At 70.9% G+C, this 19316-nt stretch carries 19 protein-coding genes; 9 read left to right on the top strand and 10 right to left on the bottom strand.

The features are described 5' to 3' along the window. Nucleotides 1–170: 170 nt before the first annotated feature. On the bottom strand, nt 171–1382 hold the full coding sequence (locus tag ACIODU_RS07730; RefSeq protein WP_401765134.1) for an NADP-dependent malic enzyme: 1212 nt from the start codon (nt 1380–1382) through the stop codon (nt 171–173). A 546-nt stretch (nt 1383–1928) separates the two neighbouring features. On the opposite strand from ACIODU_RS07730, the gene ACIODU_RS07725 reads away from it, so the two are divergent. The 3 genes from ACIODU_RS07725 (at nt 1929) to ACIODU_RS07715 (ending at nt 4687) form a co-directional block, all read left to right on the top strand. Then, complete coding sequence (locus tag ACIODU_RS07725) at nt 1929–2885, top strand: ABC transporter substrate-binding protein (protein ID WP_356427277.1); 957 nt, start codon at nt 1929–1931, stop codon at nt 2883–2885. Nucleotides 2886–2993: 108 nt separating this feature from the next. After that, nucleotides 2994–3929, top strand: coding sequence for an amino acid ABC transporter permease (locus ACIODU_RS07720; RefSeq protein WP_356427280.1), 936 nt, complete (start codon nt 2994–2996; stop codon nt 3927–3929). A 5-nt stretch (nt 3930–3934) separates the two neighbouring features. Then, nucleotides 3935–4687 carry an amino acid ABC transporter ATP-binding protein gene (locus ACIODU_RS07715; protein ID WP_356427448.1) on the top strand — a complete coding sequence of 251 codons (753 nt, stop codon included), beginning with the start codon at nt 3935–3937 and terminating at the stop codon, nt 4685–4687. A gap of 80 nt (nt 4688–4767) precedes the next feature. Here ACIODU_RS07715 and ACIODU_RS07710 read toward each other — a convergent pair whose 3' ends face one another. Next, entirely contained in the window at nt 4768–5523 is a 756-nt protein-coding gene (locus ACIODU_RS07710; protein ID WP_401765130.1) for a class I SAM-dependent methyltransferase, read from the bottom strand. A gap of 100 nt (nt 5524–5623) precedes the next feature. Between ACIODU_RS07710 and ACIODU_RS07705 the strand changes: the two genes are divergently transcribed. After that, nucleotides 5624–6253 (top strand): CGNR zinc finger domain-containing protein, encoded by a 630-nt coding sequence (locus ACIODU_RS07705; RefSeq protein ID WP_401765127.1) that lies wholly within the window; start codon nt 5624–5626, stop codon nt 6251–6253. On the opposite strand, the gene sodX is transcribed toward ACIODU_RS07705, so the two are convergent. Then, on the bottom strand, nt 6157–6576 hold the full coding sequence (gene sodX / locus ACIODU_RS07700; RefSeq protein ID WP_401765125.1) for a nickel-type superoxide dismutase maturation protease: 420 nt from the start codon (nt 6574–6576) through the stop codon (nt 6157–6159). The genes ACIODU_RS07705 and sodX overlap by 97 nt on opposite strands. Before the next feature lie 152 nt (nt 6577–6728). Here sodX and sodN point away from each other — a divergent pair, with 152 nt between their 5' ends. Further along, a complete protein-coding gene (gene sodN / locus ACIODU_RS07695) occupies nt 6729–7124 on the top strand; it encodes a superoxide dismutase, Ni (protein WP_167027254.1) in 396 nt (131 codons plus the stop codon). A gap of 113 nt (nt 7125–7237) precedes the next feature. On the opposite strand, the gene ACIODU_RS07690 is transcribed toward sodN, so the two are convergent. Both ACIODU_RS07690 and ACIODU_RS07685 read right to left on the bottom strand, forming a co-directional pair. Further along, a complete protein-coding gene (locus ACIODU_RS07690; protein WP_401765122.1) occupies nt 7238–8929 on the bottom strand; it encodes a lysyl oxidase family protein in 1692 nt (563 codons plus the stop codon). A gap of 278 nt (nt 8930–9207) precedes the next feature. Next, nucleotides 9208–10200 (bottom strand): LysR family transcriptional regulator, encoded by a 993-nt coding sequence (locus tag ACIODU_RS07685; RefSeq protein ID WP_401765119.1) that lies wholly within the window; start codon nt 10198–10200, stop codon nt 9208–9210. A 190-nt stretch (nt 10201–10390) separates the two neighbouring features. Here ACIODU_RS07685 and snpA point away from each other — a divergent pair, with 190 nt between their 5' ends. Both snpA and ACIODU_RS07675 read left to right on the top strand, forming a co-directional pair. Then, on the top strand, nt 10391–11056 hold the full coding sequence (snpA, locus tag ACIODU_RS07680; protein WP_356427298.1) for a snapalysin: 666 nt from the start codon (nt 10391–10393) through the stop codon (nt 11054–11056). A gap of 120 nt (nt 11057–11176) precedes the next feature. Then, entirely contained in the window at nt 11177–11950 is a 774-nt protein-coding gene (locus ACIODU_RS07675) for a hypothetical protein (RefSeq protein ID WP_401765116.1), read from the top strand. Nucleotides 11951–12029: 79 nt separating this feature from the next. On the opposite strand, the gene ACIODU_RS07670 is transcribed toward ACIODU_RS07675, so the two are convergent. The 4 genes from ACIODU_RS07670 to ACIODU_RS07655 all read right to left on the bottom strand — a co-directional run bounded on the left by ACIODU_RS07670 (nt 12030) and on the right by ACIODU_RS07655 (nt 15759). Then, complete coding sequence (locus tag ACIODU_RS07670; protein ID WP_356427304.1) at nt 12030–12470, bottom strand: DUF6304 family protein; 441 nt, start codon at nt 12468–12470, stop codon at nt 12030–12032. 43 nt (nt 12471–12513) lie between these two features. Then, a complete protein-coding gene (locus ACIODU_RS07665) occupies nt 12514–13098 on the bottom strand; it encodes a dihydrofolate reductase family protein (protein WP_401765113.1) in 585 nt (194 codons plus the stop codon). A 122-nt stretch (nt 13099–13220) separates the two neighbouring features. After that, the gene (locus ACIODU_RS07660) at nt 13221–14261 is read right to left on the bottom strand and encodes a family 2 encapsulin nanocompartment cargo protein polyprenyl transferase (protein WP_401765868.1); all 1041 of its coding nucleotides are present in this window, start codon (nt 14259–14261) and stop codon (nt 13221–13223) included. A 91-nt stretch (nt 14262–14352) separates the two neighbouring features. Continuing rightward, nucleotides 14353–15759 carry a family 2B encapsulin nanocompartment shell protein gene (locus tag ACIODU_RS07655; protein ID WP_356427310.1) on the bottom strand — a complete coding sequence of 469 codons (1407 nt, stop codon included), beginning with the start codon at nt 15757–15759 and terminating at the stop codon, nt 14353–14355. A 312-nt stretch (nt 15760–16071) separates the two neighbouring features. Here ACIODU_RS07655 and ACIODU_RS07650 point away from each other — a divergent pair, with 312 nt between their 5' ends. Both ACIODU_RS07650 and ACIODU_RS07645 read left to right on the top strand, forming a co-directional pair. Beyond that, nucleotides 16072–16650 (top strand): N-acetylmuramoyl-L-alanine amidase, encoded by a 579-nt coding sequence (locus tag ACIODU_RS07650; RefSeq protein WP_356427454.1) that lies wholly within the window; start codon nt 16072–16074, stop codon nt 16648–16650. Between the two features lie 88 nt (nt 16651–16738). Further along, entirely contained in the window at nt 16739–17659 is a 921-nt protein-coding gene (locus tag ACIODU_RS07645; protein ID WP_401765110.1) for a 1-aminocyclopropane-1-carboxylate deaminase/D-cysteine desulfhydrase, read from the top strand. A gap of 6 nt (nt 17660–17665) precedes the next feature. On the opposite strand, the gene ACIODU_RS07640 is transcribed toward ACIODU_RS07645, so the two are convergent. Next, nucleotides 17666–19264: a Na+/H+ antiporter gene (locus tag ACIODU_RS07640; protein ID WP_161306968.1), complete on the bottom strand. Its 1599-nt coding sequence runs from the start codon at nt 19262–19264 to the stop codon at nt 17666–17668. Between the last annotated feature and the right edge of the window lie 52 nt (nt 19265–19316).

Genomic DNA, 19316 nt, shown 5'->3' with positions numbered 1-19316 from the left:
CGCCGGCCGCCGGGAGCATCGTGGCCCCACCACGGCCGGGAGCGCCGGCGGCCGCGTCACGAACGCGAGGCAACGGCGCCCCGTCACGCACACGACGTCCCGGGGGCCGCGTCACCCCCACGACGCGCGGCGCGGCCCCCGTCGTACCGCTCGGCTCGGCTCACCTCACCTCAGCGCCGCGCCACACCCTCCGCCCGCGCCGCCGCGGCCACCGCCGCCGTCACCGCCGGGGCGACCCGCGCGTCGAACGGGGACGGGATCACGTAGTCCGCCGCCAGTTCGTCGCCCACGACGTCCGCCAGGGCGTTCGCCGCCGCGAGCTTCATGCCCTCGGTGATCCGCGACGCCCGCACCTGGAGGGCGCCCGCGAAGATCCCGGGGAAGGCGAGGACGTTGTTGATCTGGTTCGGGTAGTCGCTGCGCCCGGTGGCCACCACCGCCGCGTACTGGTGCGCGATGTCGGGGTGCACCTCGGGGTTCGGGTTGGCCATCGCAAAGACGAACGCCCCCGGCGCCATCGAGGCGATCGCGGGCTCCGGGACCGTACCGCCCGACACGCCGATGAACACGTCCGCGCCGGACAGCGCGGCGTCCAGCGAGCCGGAGTGCCCCGCCCGGTTGGTGATCCCGGCCAGCTCCCGCTTGACGTCCGTCAGGTCGTCGCGGTCGGTGCTGACGATGCCCTTGCGGTCCGCGACGGCCACGTCGCCGATGCCCGCGGCGAGCAGGAACTTGGCGATCGCCACCCCCGCCGCGCCCGCCCCGGAGATGACGGCCCGCAGGTCCCCGAGGGTGCGGCCGGTCAGCTTCGCCGCGTTGTTCAGTGCGGCGAGGGTGACGACGGCCGTGCCGTGCTGGTCGTCGTGGAAGACCGGGATGTCCAGCCGCTCCTGGAGCCTGCGCTCGATCTCGAAGCAGCGGGGCGCCGAGATGTCCTCCAGGTTGACCCCGCCGAAGGACGGCGCGAGCCGCACGACGGTGTCGACGATCTCGTCCGTGTCGGTGGTGGCCAGCGCGAGCGGCACGGCGTCGACCCCGCCGAACTGCTTGAACAGGATGGCCTTGCCCTCCATCACCGGCAGCGACGCCTCCGGGCCGATGTCACCCAGCCCCAGCACCGCCGTCCCGTCCGTCACGACGGCGACGACCTGCGACTTCCACGTGTAGTCGTGGACGAGTTCCGGGTTCTCCGCGATCGCGCTGCACACCTTGGCCACTCCGGGCGTGTACGCGAGGGACAGATCGTCCTTGTCGCGCACCGGCACCGTCGCCCGGATGGCCATCTTGCCCCCGCGGTGCAGCGCGAAGGCGGGATCGAAGGGCTCGTCGGGCGCGCTCTCCGTACCGTTCGCGCTGCGAGGATTGACGATCTCCGCTGCCATGTTTTCTGTGACCCCTTAGGTCTTCATCGGTTGAGGGTGTCCACTCCTGGTCGAGGAGGGGTGGGTGAACACCGCGTACGCGCCCCGGCCCGGCGGTTCGGCCGGCCGGGCCAGGGGGTGGTACGTACGCGCGGGCGCGCCGCACACGCGCTCCGGGCCCCGGATGCGGGGCGTAAACGTCCTTCATACCGGACGGACAACGCCGCCTGCGACTCCACACCGACGCGGTGACATGCCTCATAAACGAAAATGTGGACACCTGCGGCGGACCGCGCGAATCATGCGTCCAAGCCGGTACGAACGGGAGATTTTCCGGTCGGAAAGAGACAACCCGGTAAATGGTCCCGCCGTGATGGGCGGGGCGAACGGGGTGAGGGTGAGTCCCGTTACCCGATTTTGACATGACTGGTCCCCTGAACGGGTCAGTCCGAATGGCAAGATGCCTCTCATCACACACCGTTGCGAAAATCGAAGGCGTGTGCCAGCCGGATTGTCCCGTCTTTGTGGCGGTTCCTCACCCGCCCGACCCGCCGGAGGATTCTCATCATGACCGCTAGCACCACACGTCGTACGACCGCCGCGAAGTCCCGGATCGCCGCGGCCGGCGCGATCGCGGTGGCGGGCGCCATGCTGCTGACCGCCTGTGGCGACCAGACCGACAGCGGCAAGAAGGACAGCGCCGCGTCCGCCGACACGAACAAGGCACCGCTCTTCGACCAGCTGCCCAAGGCCATCCAGGACAAGGGTGTCGTCAAGGTCGGCTCCGACATCGCGTACGCGCCGGTGGAGTTCAAGGACAAGTCCGGCAAGACGGTCGGCATCGACCCGGACCTCGCCGACGCGCTGGGCAAGCAGCTCGGGGTGAAGTTCGAGTTCGAGAACGGCACCTTCGACACCCTGGTCACCGGCCTGCGCGCCAAGCGCTACGACATCGCCATGTCCGCGATGACCGACACCAAGGACCGCCAGGAGGGTGTCGAGGACGGCAAGAAGGTCGGCGAGGGCGTCGACTTCGTCGACTACTACACCGCCGGTGTCTCGATCTACACCCAGAAGGGCAAGGACCAGGGCATCAAGACCTGGGACGACCTCTGCGGCAAGAAGATCGTCGTCCAGCGCGCCACGGTCTCCGAGGACCTCGCCAAGGACCAGGCGAAGAAGTGCCCGGCCGGCAAGAAGCTCGCCATCGAGTCCTTCGACAACGACCAGCAGGCCCAGGTACGGCTGCGCTCCGGCGGCGCCGACGCCGGCTCCTCGGACTCCCCGATCGCCGCGTACGCGGTGAAGACCTCGGGCGGCGGCAACGACTTCGAGCTGGTCGGCGACACCGTCGAGGCCGCCCCGTACGGCATCGCGGTCGCGAAGGACAACAAGGAGCTCTCCGCCGCGCTCCAGGCGGCGATGAACGCGATCATCAAGAACGGCGAGTACGGCAAGGTCCTCGCCAAGTGGGGCGCCGAGTCCGGCGCGGTCACCGAGGCCAAGCTCAACGGCGGCTCCTGACCGGACGTTCCCGACCGTCCCCCGTCGGGACGCTCCCGACCGTCCCCGCCGGGACGTTCCCACCCGAGCGTCCCGGCCGGACATCCGGCGCTGAGAGGCACAACACCTGTGACTGCTGACATCGAAAAGGCGGGGCCGATCGACACGCCCCCCGCCGGGCCCGAGGCCATCAAGGCGATCCCGGTCCGGCACTACGGCCGGTACGTCTCCGCCGTGGTGGCCGTCGCCCTGCTCGTCTCGCTCATCTACGCCTTCTCGCAGGGCAAGGTGAACTGGGGCGCCATCCCCGACTACTTCTTCGACGGCCGGATCCTGTCCGGGGTCGGCAACACCCTCCTCCTCACCGTCCTGGCGATGCTGATGGGTGTGGTCGGGGGCGTGATCCTCGCGGTCATGCGCCTGTCGAAGAACCCGGTGACGTCGTCCATCGCGTGGTTCTACATCTGGTTCTTCCGCGGTACGCCCGTCTACGTACAACTGCTGGTCTGGTTCAATCTCGGACTGGTATTCGAGTACATCAACCTCGGCCCGATCTACAAGGACTACTGGTCCTCGTTCATGACGCCGTTCCTGACGGCGCTGCTGGGACTCGGCCTCAACGAGGCCGCGTACATGGCGGAGATCTGCCGGGCCGGACTGCTCTCCGTCGACGAGGGCCAGACCGAGGCGTCGCACGCGCTGGGCATGAGCCACGGCAAGACGCTGCGCCGGGTGATCATCCCGCAGGCCATGCGGGTGATAGTGCCGCCCACCGGCAACGAGGTCATCAACATGCTGAAGACGACGTCGCTCGTCTCGGCGGTGCAGTACACCGAGTTGCTGAGGACGGCGCAGGACATCGGGACCACCTCGGGCGCGGCGGCGGAGATGCTCTTCCTCGCGGCGGCCTGGTACCTGATCCTGACCACGGTCTTCAGCGTCGGGCAGTTCTATCTGGAGCGGTACTACGCGCGTGGTTCCAGCCGCTCGCTGCCGCTGACGCCGTTCCAGAAGGTCAAGAGGAATCTGGCCGGATTCAGCACTCGTACGGGAGCCGCCGCATGACCGCCATGGTGAGGGCGGAGGGCGTCCACAAGTCCTTCGGCGCCGCGCACATCCTCAAGGGGATCGACCTGGAGGTCGCCCCGCGGGAGGTCTTCTGCCTGATCGGCCCGTCGGGGTCCGGCAAGTCGACGTTCCTGCGGTGCATCAACCATCTGGAGCAGATCAACGCCGGGCGGCTGTCGGTGGACGGGGAGCTGGTCGGCTACCGCCAGAAGGGCGACAAGCTGTACGAGCTGAAGGACAGCGAGGTCGCCAGGAAGCGCCGGGACATCGGCATGGTCTTCCAGCGCTTCAACCTCTTCCCGCACATGACGGCGATCGAGAACATCATGGAGGCGCCGGTCCAGGTGCGCGGCGAGACGAAGGCCGTGGCCCGCGCGCGGGCCGTACGGCTGCTCGACCGGGTGGGCCTCGGCGACAAGGCCGCCAGCTACCCGGCGCAGCTCTCCGGCGGCCAGCAGCAGCGGGTGGCGATCGCGCGGGCCCTGGCGATGGAGCCGAAGCTGATGCTTTTCGACGAGCCGACGTCGGCGCTGGACCCGGAGCTGGTGGGTGATGTCCTGGACGTCATGCGCGGGCTGGCGGAGGAGGGCATGACCATGATCGTGGTCACCCATGAGATGGGCTTCGCGCGGGAGGTCGGGGACGCGCTGGTGTTCATGGACGACGGGGTGGTCGTGGAGTCGGGGCACCCGAGGGACGTCCTGACGAACCCGCGGCACGACCGTACGAAGTCGTTCCTGTCGAAGGTGCTGTAGCGGGCGGTACGGGCGTCTCCGTACCGGGGGACGGTACGAAGACGCCCGCGGCGTCCCTGCCTCAGGGCCCGGCGGCCTGCTTACTTCAGCGCGAGGACCAGGCTGTCGGACGGCGAGGACCAGACGGTCCGCGCCTCCGCGAAGCCCGCCTCCCGGAGCGTGCGCGCGTGCCAGGCGGCGGTGGGGGTGTCGCCGTCCGCGTGTTCGCCGTAGATACGGAAGCGCTCGGCGGTCGGTTCCGCGAGGACCGGGTCCTTGGCGGCGAGATCCCACCAGTCGGCCCAGTCGAGGGCCCCCTCGGCCTTCGCCCGTTCCATCGCGGCGTGGCGGTGGGCGCGCTCGGCCGCGTTGATACGGGGGGTGTCGTCGGCCGGCATGTGGTCGGCGTTCATGAAGACCCCGCCCTCCCTGACGACACCGGCGAGCTGCCCGTACAGCACCGCGAGCGGTTCGCTGTGGAGCCAGTGCAGGGCGGTGGCGGTGAGGACGGCGTCGTACGGTCCCTCGGGCAGCAGCCCCGGCCAGTCCGGGTCCTTGAGGTCGGCGGTGACGAAGGTGACGCGGTCGTCCCCGGCGAAGGAGCCGCGGGCGATGGTGAGCAGCGCCGGGTCGAGGTCGACGCCGGTGCTCGTGGCGCCGGGGAACCTCCGGAGCAGCCGGTCGGTGATACTGCCCGTACCGCACGCGAGGTCCAGCACCCTCGGTTCGGGGCCGACGACGGCCTCGACCATGTCCAGCATGACCCGGAAGCGCTCCTCGCGGTCGGGCATGTACCACTCCTGCTGGCGGTCCCAGCTCCGCTGCCAGTCCGTCCAGTCGGTGTCGACGAGCGACATGAGACGTCTCCTCCACGCATTCGTAATACCCTGACAGGGCGAAAGCCCATTACGTCCTCTTCCGACGAACCAACCTAGACCGCAGCCGTAAGGACTACAAGTGGAACTGGCCTCTTACTCGGACTTCGCCGTGCGCCTGGTCAACACCGAGGAGCCGGCCCGTGGCACGGACACGCTGACCTCGGTGGAGGACATCCGTGCCCTGTTCGGCGCGAGCACCCAGCTGGCCCGCAGGGCGACGGAGGCGGACCTCACGCGTTTCCGGGCGGTACGGGCCCGGCTGCGCGCCGTCTTCACGGCGGCCGACGAGGGCGAGGGCGGCCGGGCGGTCGACCTGCTGAACTCGCTGCTGCTGGAGTTCCCGGTCAGCCCGCAGGTCTCCGGGCACGACTTCCTGGACGAGGAGGGGCGGCCGCGCTGGCACATGCATCTGGCGGAGCACCCGTCCAACGCGACTGCGGGGTACGCGGCGACGGCGGCGATGGGGCTGGCCTTCCACCTGACCGGGTTCGGGGTGGACCGGCTGGGGCTGTGCCAGGCCGCGCCGTGCCGCAACGCCTATCTGGACACCTCGACCAACCGGTCGCGCCGCTACTGCTCGGACCGCTGCGCGACCCGGGCCAACGTGGCCGCCTACCGGGCGCGCAAGCGCCTGGAGACGGAGCGGTCGGCGAGCACCGGCCTCAGCGCCGAGACGAGCCACGAGACGGTCCCGAGCACGGACCGCTGACCTTCCGCGGGCGGTCGGTAGCGGGCCCTCACCCGCCCCAGCAGCAGCTCCTCGGGTACGGCGCCGAACACCCGGCTGTCCCCCTCGGCGCCCGGGTTGTCGCCGAGCACCCACCATCCGTCGTCGCGCCGCTCCACCAGCCGCTTCACGATGAGGAGGTCCTGCTGGAGCGGGTGCTTGAGCACGGCCACGTCGCCGGCCTTGACGGGGGCGCGGTAGTGGACGAGGAGCTGGTCGCCGTGCCGGAGCGTCGGGTACATGGACGGCCCGGTCACTTCGGCGATCCCCAACGGCGCTCTCGGCTCACGCTCGTGCTCCGTCATCCCGACACCCTCCCGGTCCCGCGGTCCGTTCCGCCACCTGTCCCATTTTGGCCCCGGACTTTTGTCCTAAGCCCACGGGGGCACTCGCGAAATCACGCTTCTCACGGAGTAATGTCCCACCTGAGAAGACGATCACGAGGAAGGACAGCTCCATGCTCTCCCGCCTGTTTGCCCCCAAGGTGAAGGTCAGCGCCCACTGCGACCTCCCCTGCGGCGTGTACGACCCCGCCCAGGCCCGCATCGAAGCCGAGTCGGTCAAGGCCGTCCAGGAAAAGATGGCCGGCAACGACGACGCACACTTCCAGGCCCGCGCGACGGTCATCAAGGAGCAGCGCGCCGAGCTCGCCAAGCACCACGTGTCGGTGCTCTGGAGCGACTACTTCAAGCCGCCGCACTTCGAGAAGTACCCCGAGCTCCACCAGCTGGTCAACGACGCCCTGAAGGCCCTCTCGGCCGCCAAGGCCTCCACGGACCCGGCGACGGGCCAGAAGGCCCTGGACTACATCGCCCAGATCGACAAGATCTTCTGGGAGACGAAGAAGGCCTGACCCGCCCATGGTCACGCCCCATGACCGCACCCGCCCCACAGCCCGCCCCGATCCCGGCGCGGCTGAGGGTGCGGGTGCGGTCTTGTTCGCCGCGGCACGGGTCGGGGGTGGGGTCAGGGGGTGGTGATCAGGTCGATCGGGGGGACCGTCACCTTTCGGGCTCCTGATTTGCCGGTCAGGAGGACCTTGCGCAGCGCTACGTTGTTCTTGAGGTTCGTTTCTTGCAGGCGGTGTTCGGGGTTGGCGATGACCTCGATGTAGTACGTGCCGTTCGGCAGGTCGGTGACGTCGAAGGACTGGCCGGGGCGGTACTGGGTGTACGTGTCACCGGAGCCCACGTCGAGGACCTCGCGTACGGAGACCGAGTTCTGCTGGCCGCAGGCGGTCGACAGGTCCGTGTTGTTGGGGTGCCAGTTGGCGTTCTTCACCGTGTAGTCGATGGCGTCCGTGTTGGCCAGGCAGAACGCCTCCTTGCCGCTCCGTACGATCTCGGACCTGTCCGCGCTCAGCAGGCGGTAGCTGGCGAAGTCGGTGAAGTGCCAGTGTTCGTGGCCCACGCGCGGGTCCCACTCCATCGTGCCGGTGGGGGTGTAGCCGACCTGCTTGCCCCGGGCGTCGTAGAAGTACTGGTACGCGTCCATCAACTCCTTGCCCGGGCTGCGGAATCCGTCCACGACCAGGGGCGCGGGGCCGGCGTTCCAGACGTTGGCGCTGAACACCATGTAGTCCTTGCCGGGGATGTCCCCGTCCTCCCCGTCGGAGATACCGATGTCCCAGGCCGGCAGCGAGCGGAGGTCCGGCTTCGGTACGTCGGGCACCTTCGCCGCGCCCGTCGGGCGCTTCGCGTGGGGCCGGAGGGCGGGCGCGATGCGCGAGCCGTCGGTGTGTCCCGGGCCGTCGCCCAGGTGGGTGAGGGCGCGGGGGCCGATCGCGTGGGGACGGGCGGGCGGGGTGGGGACGTCGGCTCCCCGGCCGGTGCTGTGGAGGTGGGCGGGGGGTGTGTCTCCCATGGGGCTTGCGCTGTTTGTGTCGTGGCCCTGGGGCATGGCGGAGACGTGGGCGGAGTGGGCCGGGCCCGGCGCCGACCTCGCCGCGCCCCCGACCCCGTCCCCCTGCTGCCGTACCGTCAGCCTGATCGTCCGCGGCTTGTTCGCGATGCCCAGCAGGTCGCGGTACTTCTTCGCGACCGACACCGTGGCCGTGTAGCCGCCGGCCGGCAGGTCGACCGGCTCGGAGTAGGAGCCGTTGCTGGTGTTCGACGCCCAGCCCTTCTCCACGCCCCACACCGAGCCGAGCGTGAACGGGTTCGTCGGGCAGCTCTCCGGATACGCAGAGGTGGCCGGGGCGTCGGGGCGGATGCGCCCGGACGCGTTGTTCGGGCAGAACGGGTCGCTCGCCTTCACCACCTGCTTGCCCTTCGCGTCCTTGACGGACACCTCGATGAAGCCCGGCAGCCCGGAGAAGTCCTTGACCAGCCCGGTCGGCAGCCGCTTCGTCCGCGTCTTCTTCCCGTCGCGGATGACCTGGTGGGCGATCACGGGGGTCTTGTACGACGCGCGCGTCACCCTGAATTCGAGGGGGCCGCCGTCGACGGTGACGTACGTACCGAGGTCCAGGTAGACCCCGGGTTCCCCCTCCCACCGGTCGAGCGTCACGCTGCTGGAGGCGGCGAGCAGGCCGATCTCCGGTCCGGCCGGCGCCGCCCCGGCGACGGGCGCGGCGCCCGCCACGCCCGCGACGACGGCGAGGGCGGCGGAGGCGGCCAGCGCCGGCCGCCCGAAACGGTTGTGGTGATCTCTGGTCATCGGTTCCTCGTCTGCGCGTGCCACCGGGGCATCGGACCTGTGAACACCCTGTGAGATCGGAGACGCGTCGCCCCGGGTTGCCCGACACCCCCGAAAGTCACCCATCGTTGGCCGAATCCAGACTTTTGCACCTGGATCAAGCCATTGTCGGGCGGATCCAGGCCGCCGAGATCCCCGAATGCGGGAATGTGGTATTTGTCCCCACGCGTGGACGGCTTTCGATGGAGCGGTACGGCTCTGCCTCCGGACGGAGCGGTACGGCCCCGCCCGCGCGCCCCCTACGCCGCCGGCGCGTGCAGCAGCGGGCTCTTGTGGTGGGTCAGCCACTGGCGGTAGCCCACCGCTCGCAGCGCCGCCTCCCGGTACGCCGCCTCCAGGTCCGCGTACACCTCGTCCACGACGGACCGGATGCCCGCCGGGCGTTCCCCCGCCCCGGGCGTCGTCCCCGGGCGCGAGAACAGCTGGAGCCGTACGGCCAGCGGGTCGTCCCGCAGCGGCCGGATCGCCATGTCGTCGCGCGGGCCCGAGGTGGGCTGGCACGGGGCGACCGCCTCGCCGACCGCGATCAGCGTCGCCGCCGTGAGGTAATCCCCGTGCAGGACCGCCGGGTTGATGCCCGCCGCGACCAACACCCGGCGCAGGCCGTCCCATTCGCCGTCCACCGTCGGGTCGACCACCCAGCGGTCCCCCGCCAGGTCGGCCAGCGCCACCACCGGGCTCGCGGCGGCCGGATGGTCGCGGGCCATGGAGACGAACTGCGGTTCACGCTCGACCAGTACGCGTCTCTCCAGGCCCTCCGGGACCGTCAGCGGACAGCCCTCCACCTCGTGCACGAACGCCACGTCCAGCCGCCCCGCCGCGACCATCCGCAGCAACGCCCCGGCCGAGACGTCCATGTGGAGCGAGATGTCCGTCCCGGGCAGCCGCCCCCTCAGCCGCCGCAGCCAGCCGCCGAGCGCCCGGCTCGCGGTCGAACCGATCCGCAGCCGGGGGCCGGCCGCCAGATCCGCGGCGGCCCGCGCCTCGGACACCAGCGTCGCCATCCCGTCGACCAGCGGCCGCGCGCGGCTCAGCACCGAGTGGCCCAGCGGAGTGGGGCGACAGCCCGTGCGTTCGCGGGCGAACAGCTCGGCGCCGAGCGCGTTCTCGATCCGCCGCAACTGGGTCGTCAGCGACGGCTGGCTCATCCCCAGCTGCCGGGCGGCCTTGCGCAGACTGCCCGCTTCGGCGATGGCACACAGGGCACGCAGATGCCTGACCTCCAGCTCCATTCCCGAAGAGTAGAGCCGGGTCCTGAGCCGCACCAGACACCCAAATCGCGCTAATCCGGAGCGCATTCGAAGAAAGCCAACCAGGGATATGCGCTGGTGCTATCGCCGATTGACATCATCCGTAACGCGGCGGACTCCCCGAGACTCTCCCCTACCGAACCCGTTCACCGGACGACTAGGAGCCCCCCACATGCGTCACCCCAGAGTCTCGAAGTCCGCCCTCTCCGCGATCGCCGGCCTCGGCCTGGCCCTCGCGACCGCGCTGAGCGCCGCCCCCGCCTCCGCCGCGCCCGCCCCCAGCGGCGTCCCGGCCGCGTCCTCGTACGCCGCCTACGAAGGCTCGAAGGCCGAGGCCGCCAACAACAAGGCGTTCTTCGACGCGGTCCTCAAGTCGGTCGCCGAGAAGCGCGCGGCCAACCCCGGCGCCGCCGTGGTGACCGTCGTCTACAACGCGTCCGCCGCGCCCCGCTTCCGCAGCCAGATAGCCAGCAGCGCGTCGATCTGGAACAGCGCGGTCACCAACGTGAAGCTCGCGTCGGGCACCAACGCCGACTTCACGTACCGCGAGGGCAACGACCCGCGCGGCTCGTTCGCCAGCACCAACGGCCACGGCAGCGGCTACATCTTCCTCGACTACGCCCAGAACCAGCAGTACAACTCGACCCGCGTCACCGCGCACGAGACCGGGCACGTGCTCGGCCTCCCGGACCACTACAGCGGTCCGTGCAGCGAGCTGATGTCGGGTGGCGGCCCCGGCACGTCCTGCCAGAACGCCCAGCCGAACGCGGCGGAGCGCTCGCGCGTGAACCAGCTGTGGGTCAACGGCCTCGCGGCCGCCGTGGCCAAGCTCTCCTGACCCCGGCACCGACCGGAGCCAACCCCCCACCACCGCACGACACGCGCATGACAGCGCGGCTTCACAGGGGCGTCCCGAAGTACACCACGGGGCGCCCCTTCCCCTTGGTAACGTCGGGCGGTGGACTTCAGTACGGAAACCGGCAGAACGGAAACCGGTAGGACAGAAACCGGCGGGACAGAATCCGGCAGGACGGAACCCGGTACGACGGACGTCGGCAGCACGAGCGTCGGCGGTACGGACACCGGCAGTACGGACACCGGCGCCGCCTCCCGGCCCGGTCCGGCCCCGGCCGTCGAGGGCGACTTCACGACCCGGCTGACGGTACGGGCCGACCGGCCGGAGCCCGCCGCCCGGCTGGCCGCCTGGGCCGGAGCCCAGGGGCTCGACCTGACCACCGGGGTACGGGACCGCGGCCGCACGCCCTCCCGCCCAGTGCTCACCCTGCGCGGTACGGGCAGCCTCGACGCCCAGCGGCACGCCGCCGAGCTGTGGTCCGGCCGGCTCGCGGAGGCCGGATTCCCGGTGATACGGACGGCGATCGCGGCGGCGCCGTGGAACGCGGGGGTGCCGGGGACCGACGCCGAGGCCGCCGTACTGCCCGCGCACTGCCACTTCGCCCACCGCGTCACGCTGCGGCTGCGGATCCCGTACGACACCCAACGCCTCGCCGCCGTCGTGGAAGGGCACGCCGCGCGGGTCTCGCGCACCGCCCGGCGCGTGCTGTCCGGCGGGGTCCAGGAGCGGTACGTGACGCAGCGCGCCTTCGGGAGCGGCCGTCCGTCGGCCCGCGCCCGGCTGGACGCGCTGCTCGACGCCCTGGCCGCGGCCGGCTTCCCGGCGGCCGATGTCGAGGAGGAGTTCGTCCTCCTCGACGACAACCCGGGCGCGTAAGGGCCGTCCGGCGGGCGGGGCGGCGCACCCGTACAGCGACAGCGGAACGTCCGCCGGGCGGCCGAGCGCCACCCGTGGGTCAGGCCCCCACCAGCGGTCTGCCGCCCAGCTCCGTGTCCGTCGGCAGCTGGCGGCGGATGCGGCCGAGCGCCTCCTCGAACCCGCCCCCGGCGATGCCCGATTCGTAGGCCGCGCCGCCGCACCGCAGCGTCAGGCTCAGCTCCGCGCGCCCCTGCGGGTCGCCGGACGCCCGTTCGCCCAGCGCCAGGAGGCAGTTGAGCGTCGCCTGCTGGACCGTGCCCTCCGTGCTGACCGGCATCGGCATGTCCCACTCCATGACGCAGGAGGACAGCACCGCGCCCCCGCCCACCGGCTCCAGCGTGGCGAACTCCGTGCCTTCGTACTCAACTCCCCTGATGCTGGTGCGTACTTGCTGTCCGCCCGAGAGGATCGTGATCGCTTCCGCGCCCAGGCGGTCCCGGTACCAGCCTGCCCATGAATCCGTCGACTCCGCTGTCATGGCGCGGACTGTAGCGGTAAGGGATCTTCCCCCGCAGCACGGGTCACCGCTTCCTGACGTATTTCCGGACCACCACACCATTTCCGAACGTCTCCACGGACTCCAGAGTGAACTCGCCGACGGAAAAACCGGCCGCGAACATCGGCATTCCCGCGCCGAGGACCAGCGGATAGGTCTTGATGACCAGTTCGTCCACCTCCTCCTTCAACTGCCCGGCCAGGTCGGCACCTCCGCAGAGGTAGATCCCCAGGTCGCCGTCCTCCGCTTTCAGTTCCCGAACCTTTTCGGCCAGATCTCCGGCCACGATCTCCACGGCCGGGTCCGGGCTCTCCTTGATGCTCCGTGAGGCCACGTACTGCCGCAGGTGCGCGTACGGACTGGTCTCGTTCTCGGCGAGCGCCAGGTCATAACTGGCCCGGCCCTGGATGACGGTGTCGAACTGTTCGTTCTTGAGGTGGTCGATACCGAGCGCCCGGCGGCCGGGGCTCGCGATCGTCTCCGGATAGTGCGACGTCAGGTGGGCGACGAACTCCTCGTCCACGAAGCGCAGGAAGCAGGAGGCGTCCCCGGTGGGATCGCCGATGAAGCCGTCGATCGAGACAGCGACAAAATAGGTCAGCTTGCGCACACGGGTCCTCCGGGTCGCGGGACGGAAGGCGGTCGGGCGCCCCGGGAAGGACGGAACGCCTGACCACTTCATCCATAGTGCTCAGCCCGTAGTGGTGACGCAACCCTTTTTGCCGCTCCACCTCACCGCGTGCGGCGCGTCACGAACTCCGCCAGCGCCAGCAGATCGCCCGCCGCCGTGAGGTCGGGCACCGCCAGGGACAGCTGCTGTACTGCCCTGGCCATCCGGTCGGCCGCCTGGACCTGCGCCCAGTCGCGCCCCCCGGCCCGCTCCACCGCGTCCGCCGCCCGGCGGATCGCGGTGCTGTCCATCGGCGACCGGTACAGCTCGGCCAGCTCCTCCGCCGCCGGGGTTCCGGAGGCCAGCGCGGCGACCACCGGCAGGGACTTCTTGTGCGCGGCGAGATCGGCGCCGGCCGGCTTGCCCGTACGGTCGGGGTCACCCCAGATCCCGATCAGGTCGTCGATCAGCTGGAAGGCGAGCCCCGCCTCCCGGCCGAAGGCGTCCATCGCGGCGATCTCCTCCTCGCCCGCGCCCGCGTACAGCGCCCCCAGCGCACACGAACTGCCCAGCAGCGCACCGGTCTTGGCCATCGCCATCGCCACGCACTCGTCCAGGGAGACCTCGTCGGGGGCCCGCTGTTCGAAGGCGCAGTCCGCCTGCTGTCCCGCGCACAGCTCGATGACACACGCGGCCAGCCGGGCCGAGGCCGCGCCCGACGCCGGATGCGGGTCCTCGGCCAGGAGCCGCAGGGCGAGCGCCATCATCGCGTCGCCCGCGATGATGGCGGCCGGCGTACCGAAGACCGTCCAGGCGGTCGCGCGGTGGCGCCGCGTGGGGTCCTCGTCGATGACGTCGTCGTGCAGCAGCGTGAAGTTGTGGGCCAGTTCGACCGCGACGGCCGCCCGGACGGCGTGGAGCGGGTCCCCGCCGAGCGCCCGGGCCGAGGCGAGCACGAGCGCGGGCCTGATGGCCTTGCCCGCCCGCCCCAAAGCGGGGGTGCCGTCGGCGTGCTCCCAGCCGAAGTGGTACATCGCGACACGGCGTATGGAGTCCGGCAACGACTCCACCGTGGAACGCAGTTGGGGATGGACGGCGGTGCGGGTGCGGTCCAGGAGGGCCACCGCCTCGTGGCCCTCGGTGGCGGCATCCGTACTGGTCATGGTCACGGTCACTTCCTCTGTCGCTGTGTCGGACCGGGCGTGCGGGTGCCCGGAGGGGCCGGCGCGGGGCCGGCCCCTCCGGCCGGCCGGCTCAGCTCCAGCGGCCCACTTCCACGTTCTCCAGTACGCCCACCGCGTCCGGGACGAGGATCGCCGCGGAGTAGTACGCCGTGACCAGGTAGGAGATGATCGCCTGCTCGTCGATCCCCATGAAGCGGACGGACAGGCTCGGCTCGATCTCGTCCGGGATGCCGCTCTGCTGGAGCCCGATGACCCCCTGCTCGGCCTCGCCCGTACGCATGCAGAGGATCGAGGTCGTCCTGGCGGCCGAGATCGGGATCTTGTTGGACGGGAAGATCGGCACACCCCGCCACGCGGGCACGTGGTGTCCCCCGACCTCCACGGTGTCCGGGTAGATCCCGCGCTTGTTGCACTCGCGCCCAAAGGCCGCGATGGCCCGCGGATGCGCCAGGAAGAGCTTTGAGCCGCGGCGGCGCGAGAGCAGCTCGTCCATGTCGTCGGGGCTGGGCCCGCCGTCGTGGGGCTGGAGCCGCTGGCTGTAGTCGCTGTTGTGCAGCAGCCCGAACTCGCGGTTGTTGATCAGCTCGAACTCCTGGCGCTCGCGCAGCGCCTCGACCGTGAGCCGCAACTGCTGCTCGGTCTGGTTCATCGGCTGGTTGTAGAGGTCCGCGACCCTGCTGTGCACCTTCAGCACGGTCTGGGCCACGCTCAGTTCGTACTCCCGCGGCGTCCCCTCGTAGTCCACGAACGTGTGCGGGACGACCGCCTCGCCCACATGCCCGGCGGACAGCTCGATCTCGGCCTCGCCGTACTTGTTGGTCCGCTGGTGCGGCACGCTCGCCAGCGCGTCCAGGTGCTCGCGCAGCGAGGTGGCGCGCTCCGCCAGGTTCAGGACGTCCGACCTGGTCAGGATCAGCACCGTGCACGCCGTCGCCGCGCGGACGCTGTAGTCCCAGGTGGCCTCCCCGTCCACCAGGGCCTGATCGCCGAAGTACGCGCCGTCCGCGAGCGTCTCCAGCACCGCGTCGTCCCCGTAGGGCCCCGTCCCGACCTTCTCCGCCCGGCCGTGCGCCAGCAGGTAGACCCGGTCCGCCGGGTCCCCGGCGGACGCGAGCACCTGCCCGGCCGCGAACTCCTGCTGCTCGCAGCGCCCCGCCAGTTCGGCGAGCGCCGCCTCGTCCCCGTACCCCCGCAGCGCGGGCAGTTCGCCCAGCTCCGCGGGGATGACCGCCACCCGGTCCCCGGTCTGCACGAACGTCACACGCCCGTCCCCGACCGCGTAACTGAGCCTGCGGTTGACCCGGTAGGTGCCACCCTGTACCTGCACCCACGGCAGCATCCGCAGCAGCCACCGCGAGGTGATCTCCTGCATCTGCGGTACCGACTTGGTGGTGGTCGCCAAGTTGCGCGCGGCGTCCGTTCCCAGACTCTGCTGGGGCGGTGCCTGCGACTCGCGGACCTCGTCACCAACCGACATGAAGACTCCCCTTCGTTCATGTACTGACCTGCACGACAGACACTTTCAGGACGGAGAGTCGGCGCGCCATTACACAAATGAGTGGGACTGGATCACCGAGATCGGGGAACAACACGCCGAAATTCATCCGGACGGCCCATCGGCGGCCCGTTCCCGCCGCTCGTTCGCTCCCGTGTCCGGATCGGTTCGCACACCGTGCGAACGCCGTACGAGGGCGATACGAACGGCTGTTGGTGGCACGGCCGTTGGGGTAAGAGGCGCGGTACGAGATATTCCGCTTACCGTCCGAAGGGACCGGCCGTGTCCTCACCGATGTCCGCGAGCACGTTTCTCGACGTGTTGAAGAGCGAAGGGCTCACCGTCGTCCAGGTCGGCGACTGGCGCACCCACAACCGCAACCACAAGGGGCCCTGGGGCCCGGTCCACGGCGTGATGATCCATCACACCGTCACCAAGGGCACCGAGGCCACGGTCCGCATCTGCCGGGACGGGTACGCGGCCCTGCCGGGTCCGCTGTGCCACGGTGTCATCGCCAAGGACGGGCGGGTCCACCTGGTCGGGTACGGGCGGGCCAATCACGCGGGGAGCGGGGACGACGACGTCCTGCGCGCCGTGATCGCCGAGAAGGCCCTCCCTGCGGACAACGAGACGAACACCGACGGGAACCGCTACTTCTACGGCTTCGAGTGCGAGAACCTCGGCGACGGGAAGGACCCCTGGCCCGCCGTCCAGCTGGAGGCCATCGAGAAGGCCGCCGCCGCGATCTGCCGCCACCACGGCTGGGGCGCGCCGTCCGTCATCGGTCACCTGGAGTGGCAGCCGGGCAAGATCGACCCGCGCGGGTTCACGATGGCGTCGATGCGGAGCCGTGTCCGCGACCGCCTGAAGTGAGCCCACGCGACAGCGCCACCACGACCGCGCGCCACGACACCGCCACCACGACCCCGCGCCAGCGCACCCCCACCGCGACAATGGGACGGTGACCCCGCCGCCCGGAGCCCCCGACCTCGCCGCCCTGCGGCCCCGGCTCCCGTCCCCGCTCACCGCCGTGGAGGACGAGCGCTTCGCCCGGCACGGCGTACGGCTGCTGCTCAAGCGCGACGACCTGATCCACCCGGAGCTCCCGGGCAACAAATGGCGCAAACTCGCGCCCAACCTCCGGGCCGCCGCCGGGGCGGGCCGCCGCACCCTGCTGACCTTCGGCGGCGCCTACTCCAACCACCTGCGCGCCACCGCCGCCGCGGGCCGGCTGCTGGGCCTCGCCACCGTCGGTGTCGTCCGGGGCCAGGAACTGGCGGACCGGCCCCTCAACCCCTCCCTCGCCCGGTGCGCGGCGGACGGAATGCGGCTGCTGTTCACCGACCGCGCGACGTACCGCCGCAAGACCGAGCCGGCGGTCCTGACCGCGCTTCTCACGGAGGCGGCGCTGCGTCCCGAGGACGTCCACGTCGTCCCGGAGGGCGGCAGCAACGCCCTCGCCGCACGCGGCTGCGCCGCCCTCGGCGAGGAGCTGCGCGGGACGGCCGACGTCGTGGCCGTCGCCTGCGGAACGGGCGGGACGCTCGCCGGCCTGGCCGCCGGGCTCGCCGCCGGACAGCGCGCGCTGGGCTTCCCCGTGGTCGGCGGGGACTTCCTGGAGGCGGACATACGGGAACTCCAGCGCGCCGCGTTCGGCGCCCCCACCGGCGACTGGGACCTCGACGGCCGCTTCACCTTCGGCGGGTACGCCCGTACCACCCCCGCCCTCGACACGTTCGCCGAGGACTTCGGGGCGCGGCACGGGCTGCCGGTCGAGCGGCTGTACGTGGCCAAGATGCTGTACGGCCTGACGGCGCTGACCGAGGCGGGCGCGTTCCCGGAGGGCACGACGGTGGCCGCGGTGATCACGGGTGCCCCCTGAAGGAGGCTAGGGCGTGTCCTCCCGGTACGCCGACGCCTCCTCCAGGTCCAGCCGCCGCAGCAGCGTCCGCATCATCTCGTCGTCGATCGCCCGCCGGTCCCGCAGCTCCACGAACACCGAGCGCTCCGTCTCCAGGATCTCCCCCGACAGCCGCCGGTACGTGTCGTCCGCCGACTCGCCCGTCACCTCGTTGACCGTCCCGAGCCGCTCCCACACGGCGTTGCGGCGCCGTTCCAGGACGGCGCGCAGCCGCGCGGCCAGCGGCTGCGGCAGCGCGTTGCTCTCGTCGGCGAGCAGCTCGTCCAGCCGTACCTCCGCCGCCCTGGACGCCTCGCTCTGCGCCTGCGCCTCGGCCAGGGTCTCGGCCTGTACGTCGCGCCCCGGGATCCTCAGCAGCCGGATCAGCGGCGGCAGCGTGAGCCCCTGCACGACCAGCGTCCCGATGACGGTGGTGAACGTCAGGAAGAGAACGAGGTTGCGCCCCGGGAACGGCTGGTCGTCGTGCATCGTCAGCGGGATGGAGAAGGCGATCGCCAGGGAGACCACCCCGCGCATCCCCGCCCACCCGACGATCAGCGGCGACCGCCAGTCGGTGTCGGGCTCGCGCTCCCTGATCCTGGGGAACAGCTTGCGCGGCAGGAAGGTCGCCGGATAGACCCAGACGTACCGCACCAGCACCACGGTGACGAAGACGCCGACGGCGTACAGGAGCGCCTCCCCGACGCCGTACTCCCCCAGCCCCCTGAGGACGAAGGGCAGTTGCAGTCCGATCAGCGCGAACACGGACGACTCCAGGACGAACGCGACCATCTTCCAGACCGCGGCCTCCTGGAGCCGCGTCGCGAAGTCGACCTGCCAGGAGCGGTGGCCGAGGTAGAGGGCGACGACCACGACGGCCAGTACCCCGGAGGCCCCGACCTGTTCGGCCGCGGCGTAGGCGACGAACGGGATGAGCAGGGAGAGAGTGTTCTGGAGCAGGGCTTCCCTCAGGTGGGTACGGAGCCAGTGCAGCGGCACCATCATCACCAGCCCGATGCCGACGCCTCCCAGGGAGGCGAGCGCGAACTCGGCGAGCCCGCCGCCCCAGCTCGCGCCCTCGCCCACGGCCGCGGCGAGGGCCACCTTGAAGGCGGTGATCGCGGTCGCGTCGTTGACCAGGGACTCGCCCTGGAGGATGGTCGTTATCCGGCTCGGCAGACCCAGTTTCCGCGCGATGGCGGTGGCCGCGACGGCGTCCGGCGGCGCCACGACGGCGCCGAGCACCAGGGCGGCGGTCAGCGGCAGATCGGGCACCAGCAGATAGGCGAGGTAGCCGACCACGACCGTCGCGAAGAGCACGTATCCCACCGAGAGCAGCGCGACGGGCCGGATGTTGGCGCGCAGGTCGAGGTACGAACTGTCCACCGCGGCCGTGTACAGGAGCGGCGGCAGCAGCAGGGGCAGCACGATGTGCGGATCCAGCGTGTAGTCCGGCACGCCCGGCACGTACGCGGCGATCAGCCCCACGGTCACCAGCAGCAGGGGAGCGGGCACCGGCGTCCTGCGGGCCGCGCCGGCGATCGCCGCGCTCCCCGCCACCAACGCGACCAGCGGCAATACGTCCATCACACGGTCCTCAATACGTCCATCACATGGTCCTCACTAGCGTCGTAACCTG

This window comes from Streptomyces sp. NPDC088261, from assembly GCF_044740805.1.
GTDB lineage: Bacteria > Actinomycetota > Actinomycetes > Streptomycetales > Streptomycetaceae > Streptomyces.
Note: the sequence above shows the minus strand (reverse complement) of the source record. Positions and strands in the feature narration are given on the sequence as shown.

Bases quoted from the DNA above. Each gene is read 5' to 3' on its own strand.
- ACIODU_RS07685 (WP_401765119.1), bottom strand. From the start codon at position 10,200: ATGGAGCTGGAGGTCAGGCATCTGCGTGCCCTGTGTGCCATCGCCGAA.
- snpA (WP_356427298.1), top strand. From the start codon at position 10,391: ATGCGTCACCCCAGAGTCTCGAAGTCCGCCCTCTCCGCGATCGCCGGC.
- ACIODU_RS07650 (WP_356427454.1), top strand. From the start codon at position 16,072: ATGTCCGCGAGCACGTTTCTCGACGTGTTGAAGAGCGAAGGGCTCACC.
- ACIODU_RS07660 (WP_401765868.1), bottom strand. From the start codon at position 14,261: ATGACCAGTACGGATGCCGCCACCGAGGGCCACGAGGCGGTGGCCCTC.
- ACIODU_RS07690 (WP_401765122.1), bottom strand. From the start codon at position 8,929: ATGACCAGAGATCACCACAACCGTTTCGGGCGGCCGGCGCTGGCCGCC.
- sodX (WP_401765125.1), bottom strand. From the start codon at position 6,576: ATGACGGAGCACGAGCGTGAGCCGAGAGCGCCGTTGGGGATCGCCGAA.
- ACIODU_RS07730 (WP_401765134.1), bottom strand. From the start codon at position 1,382: ATGGCAGCGGAGATCGTCAATCCTCGCAGCGCGAACGGTACGGAGAGC.
- ACIODU_RS07640 (WP_161306968.1), bottom strand. From the start codon at position 19,264: ATGGACGTATTGCCGCTGGTCGCGTTGGTGGCGGGGAGCGCGGCGATC.
- ACIODU_RS07670 (WP_356427304.1), bottom strand. From the start codon at position 12,470: ATGACAGCGGAGTCGACGGATTCATGGGCAGGCTGGTACCGGGACCGC.
- ACIODU_RS07715 (WP_356427448.1), top strand. From the start codon at position 3,935: ATGGTGAGGGCGGAGGGCGTCCACAAGTCCTTCGGCGCCGCGCACATC.
- sodN (WP_167027254.1), top strand. From the start codon at position 6,729: ATGCTCTCCCGCCTGTTTGCCCCCAAGGTGAAGGTCAGCGCCCACTGC.
- ACIODU_RS07710 (WP_401765130.1), bottom strand. From the start codon at position 5,523: ATGTCGCTCGTCGACACCGACTGGACGGACTGGCAGCGGAGCTGGGAC.
- ACIODU_RS07655 (WP_356427310.1), bottom strand. From the start codon at position 15,759: ATGTCGGTTGGTGACGAGGTCCGCGAGTCGCAGGCACCGCCCCAGCAG.
- ACIODU_RS07725 (WP_356427277.1), top strand. From the start codon at position 1,929: ATGACCGCTAGCACCACACGTCGTACGACCGCCGCGAAGTCCCGGATC.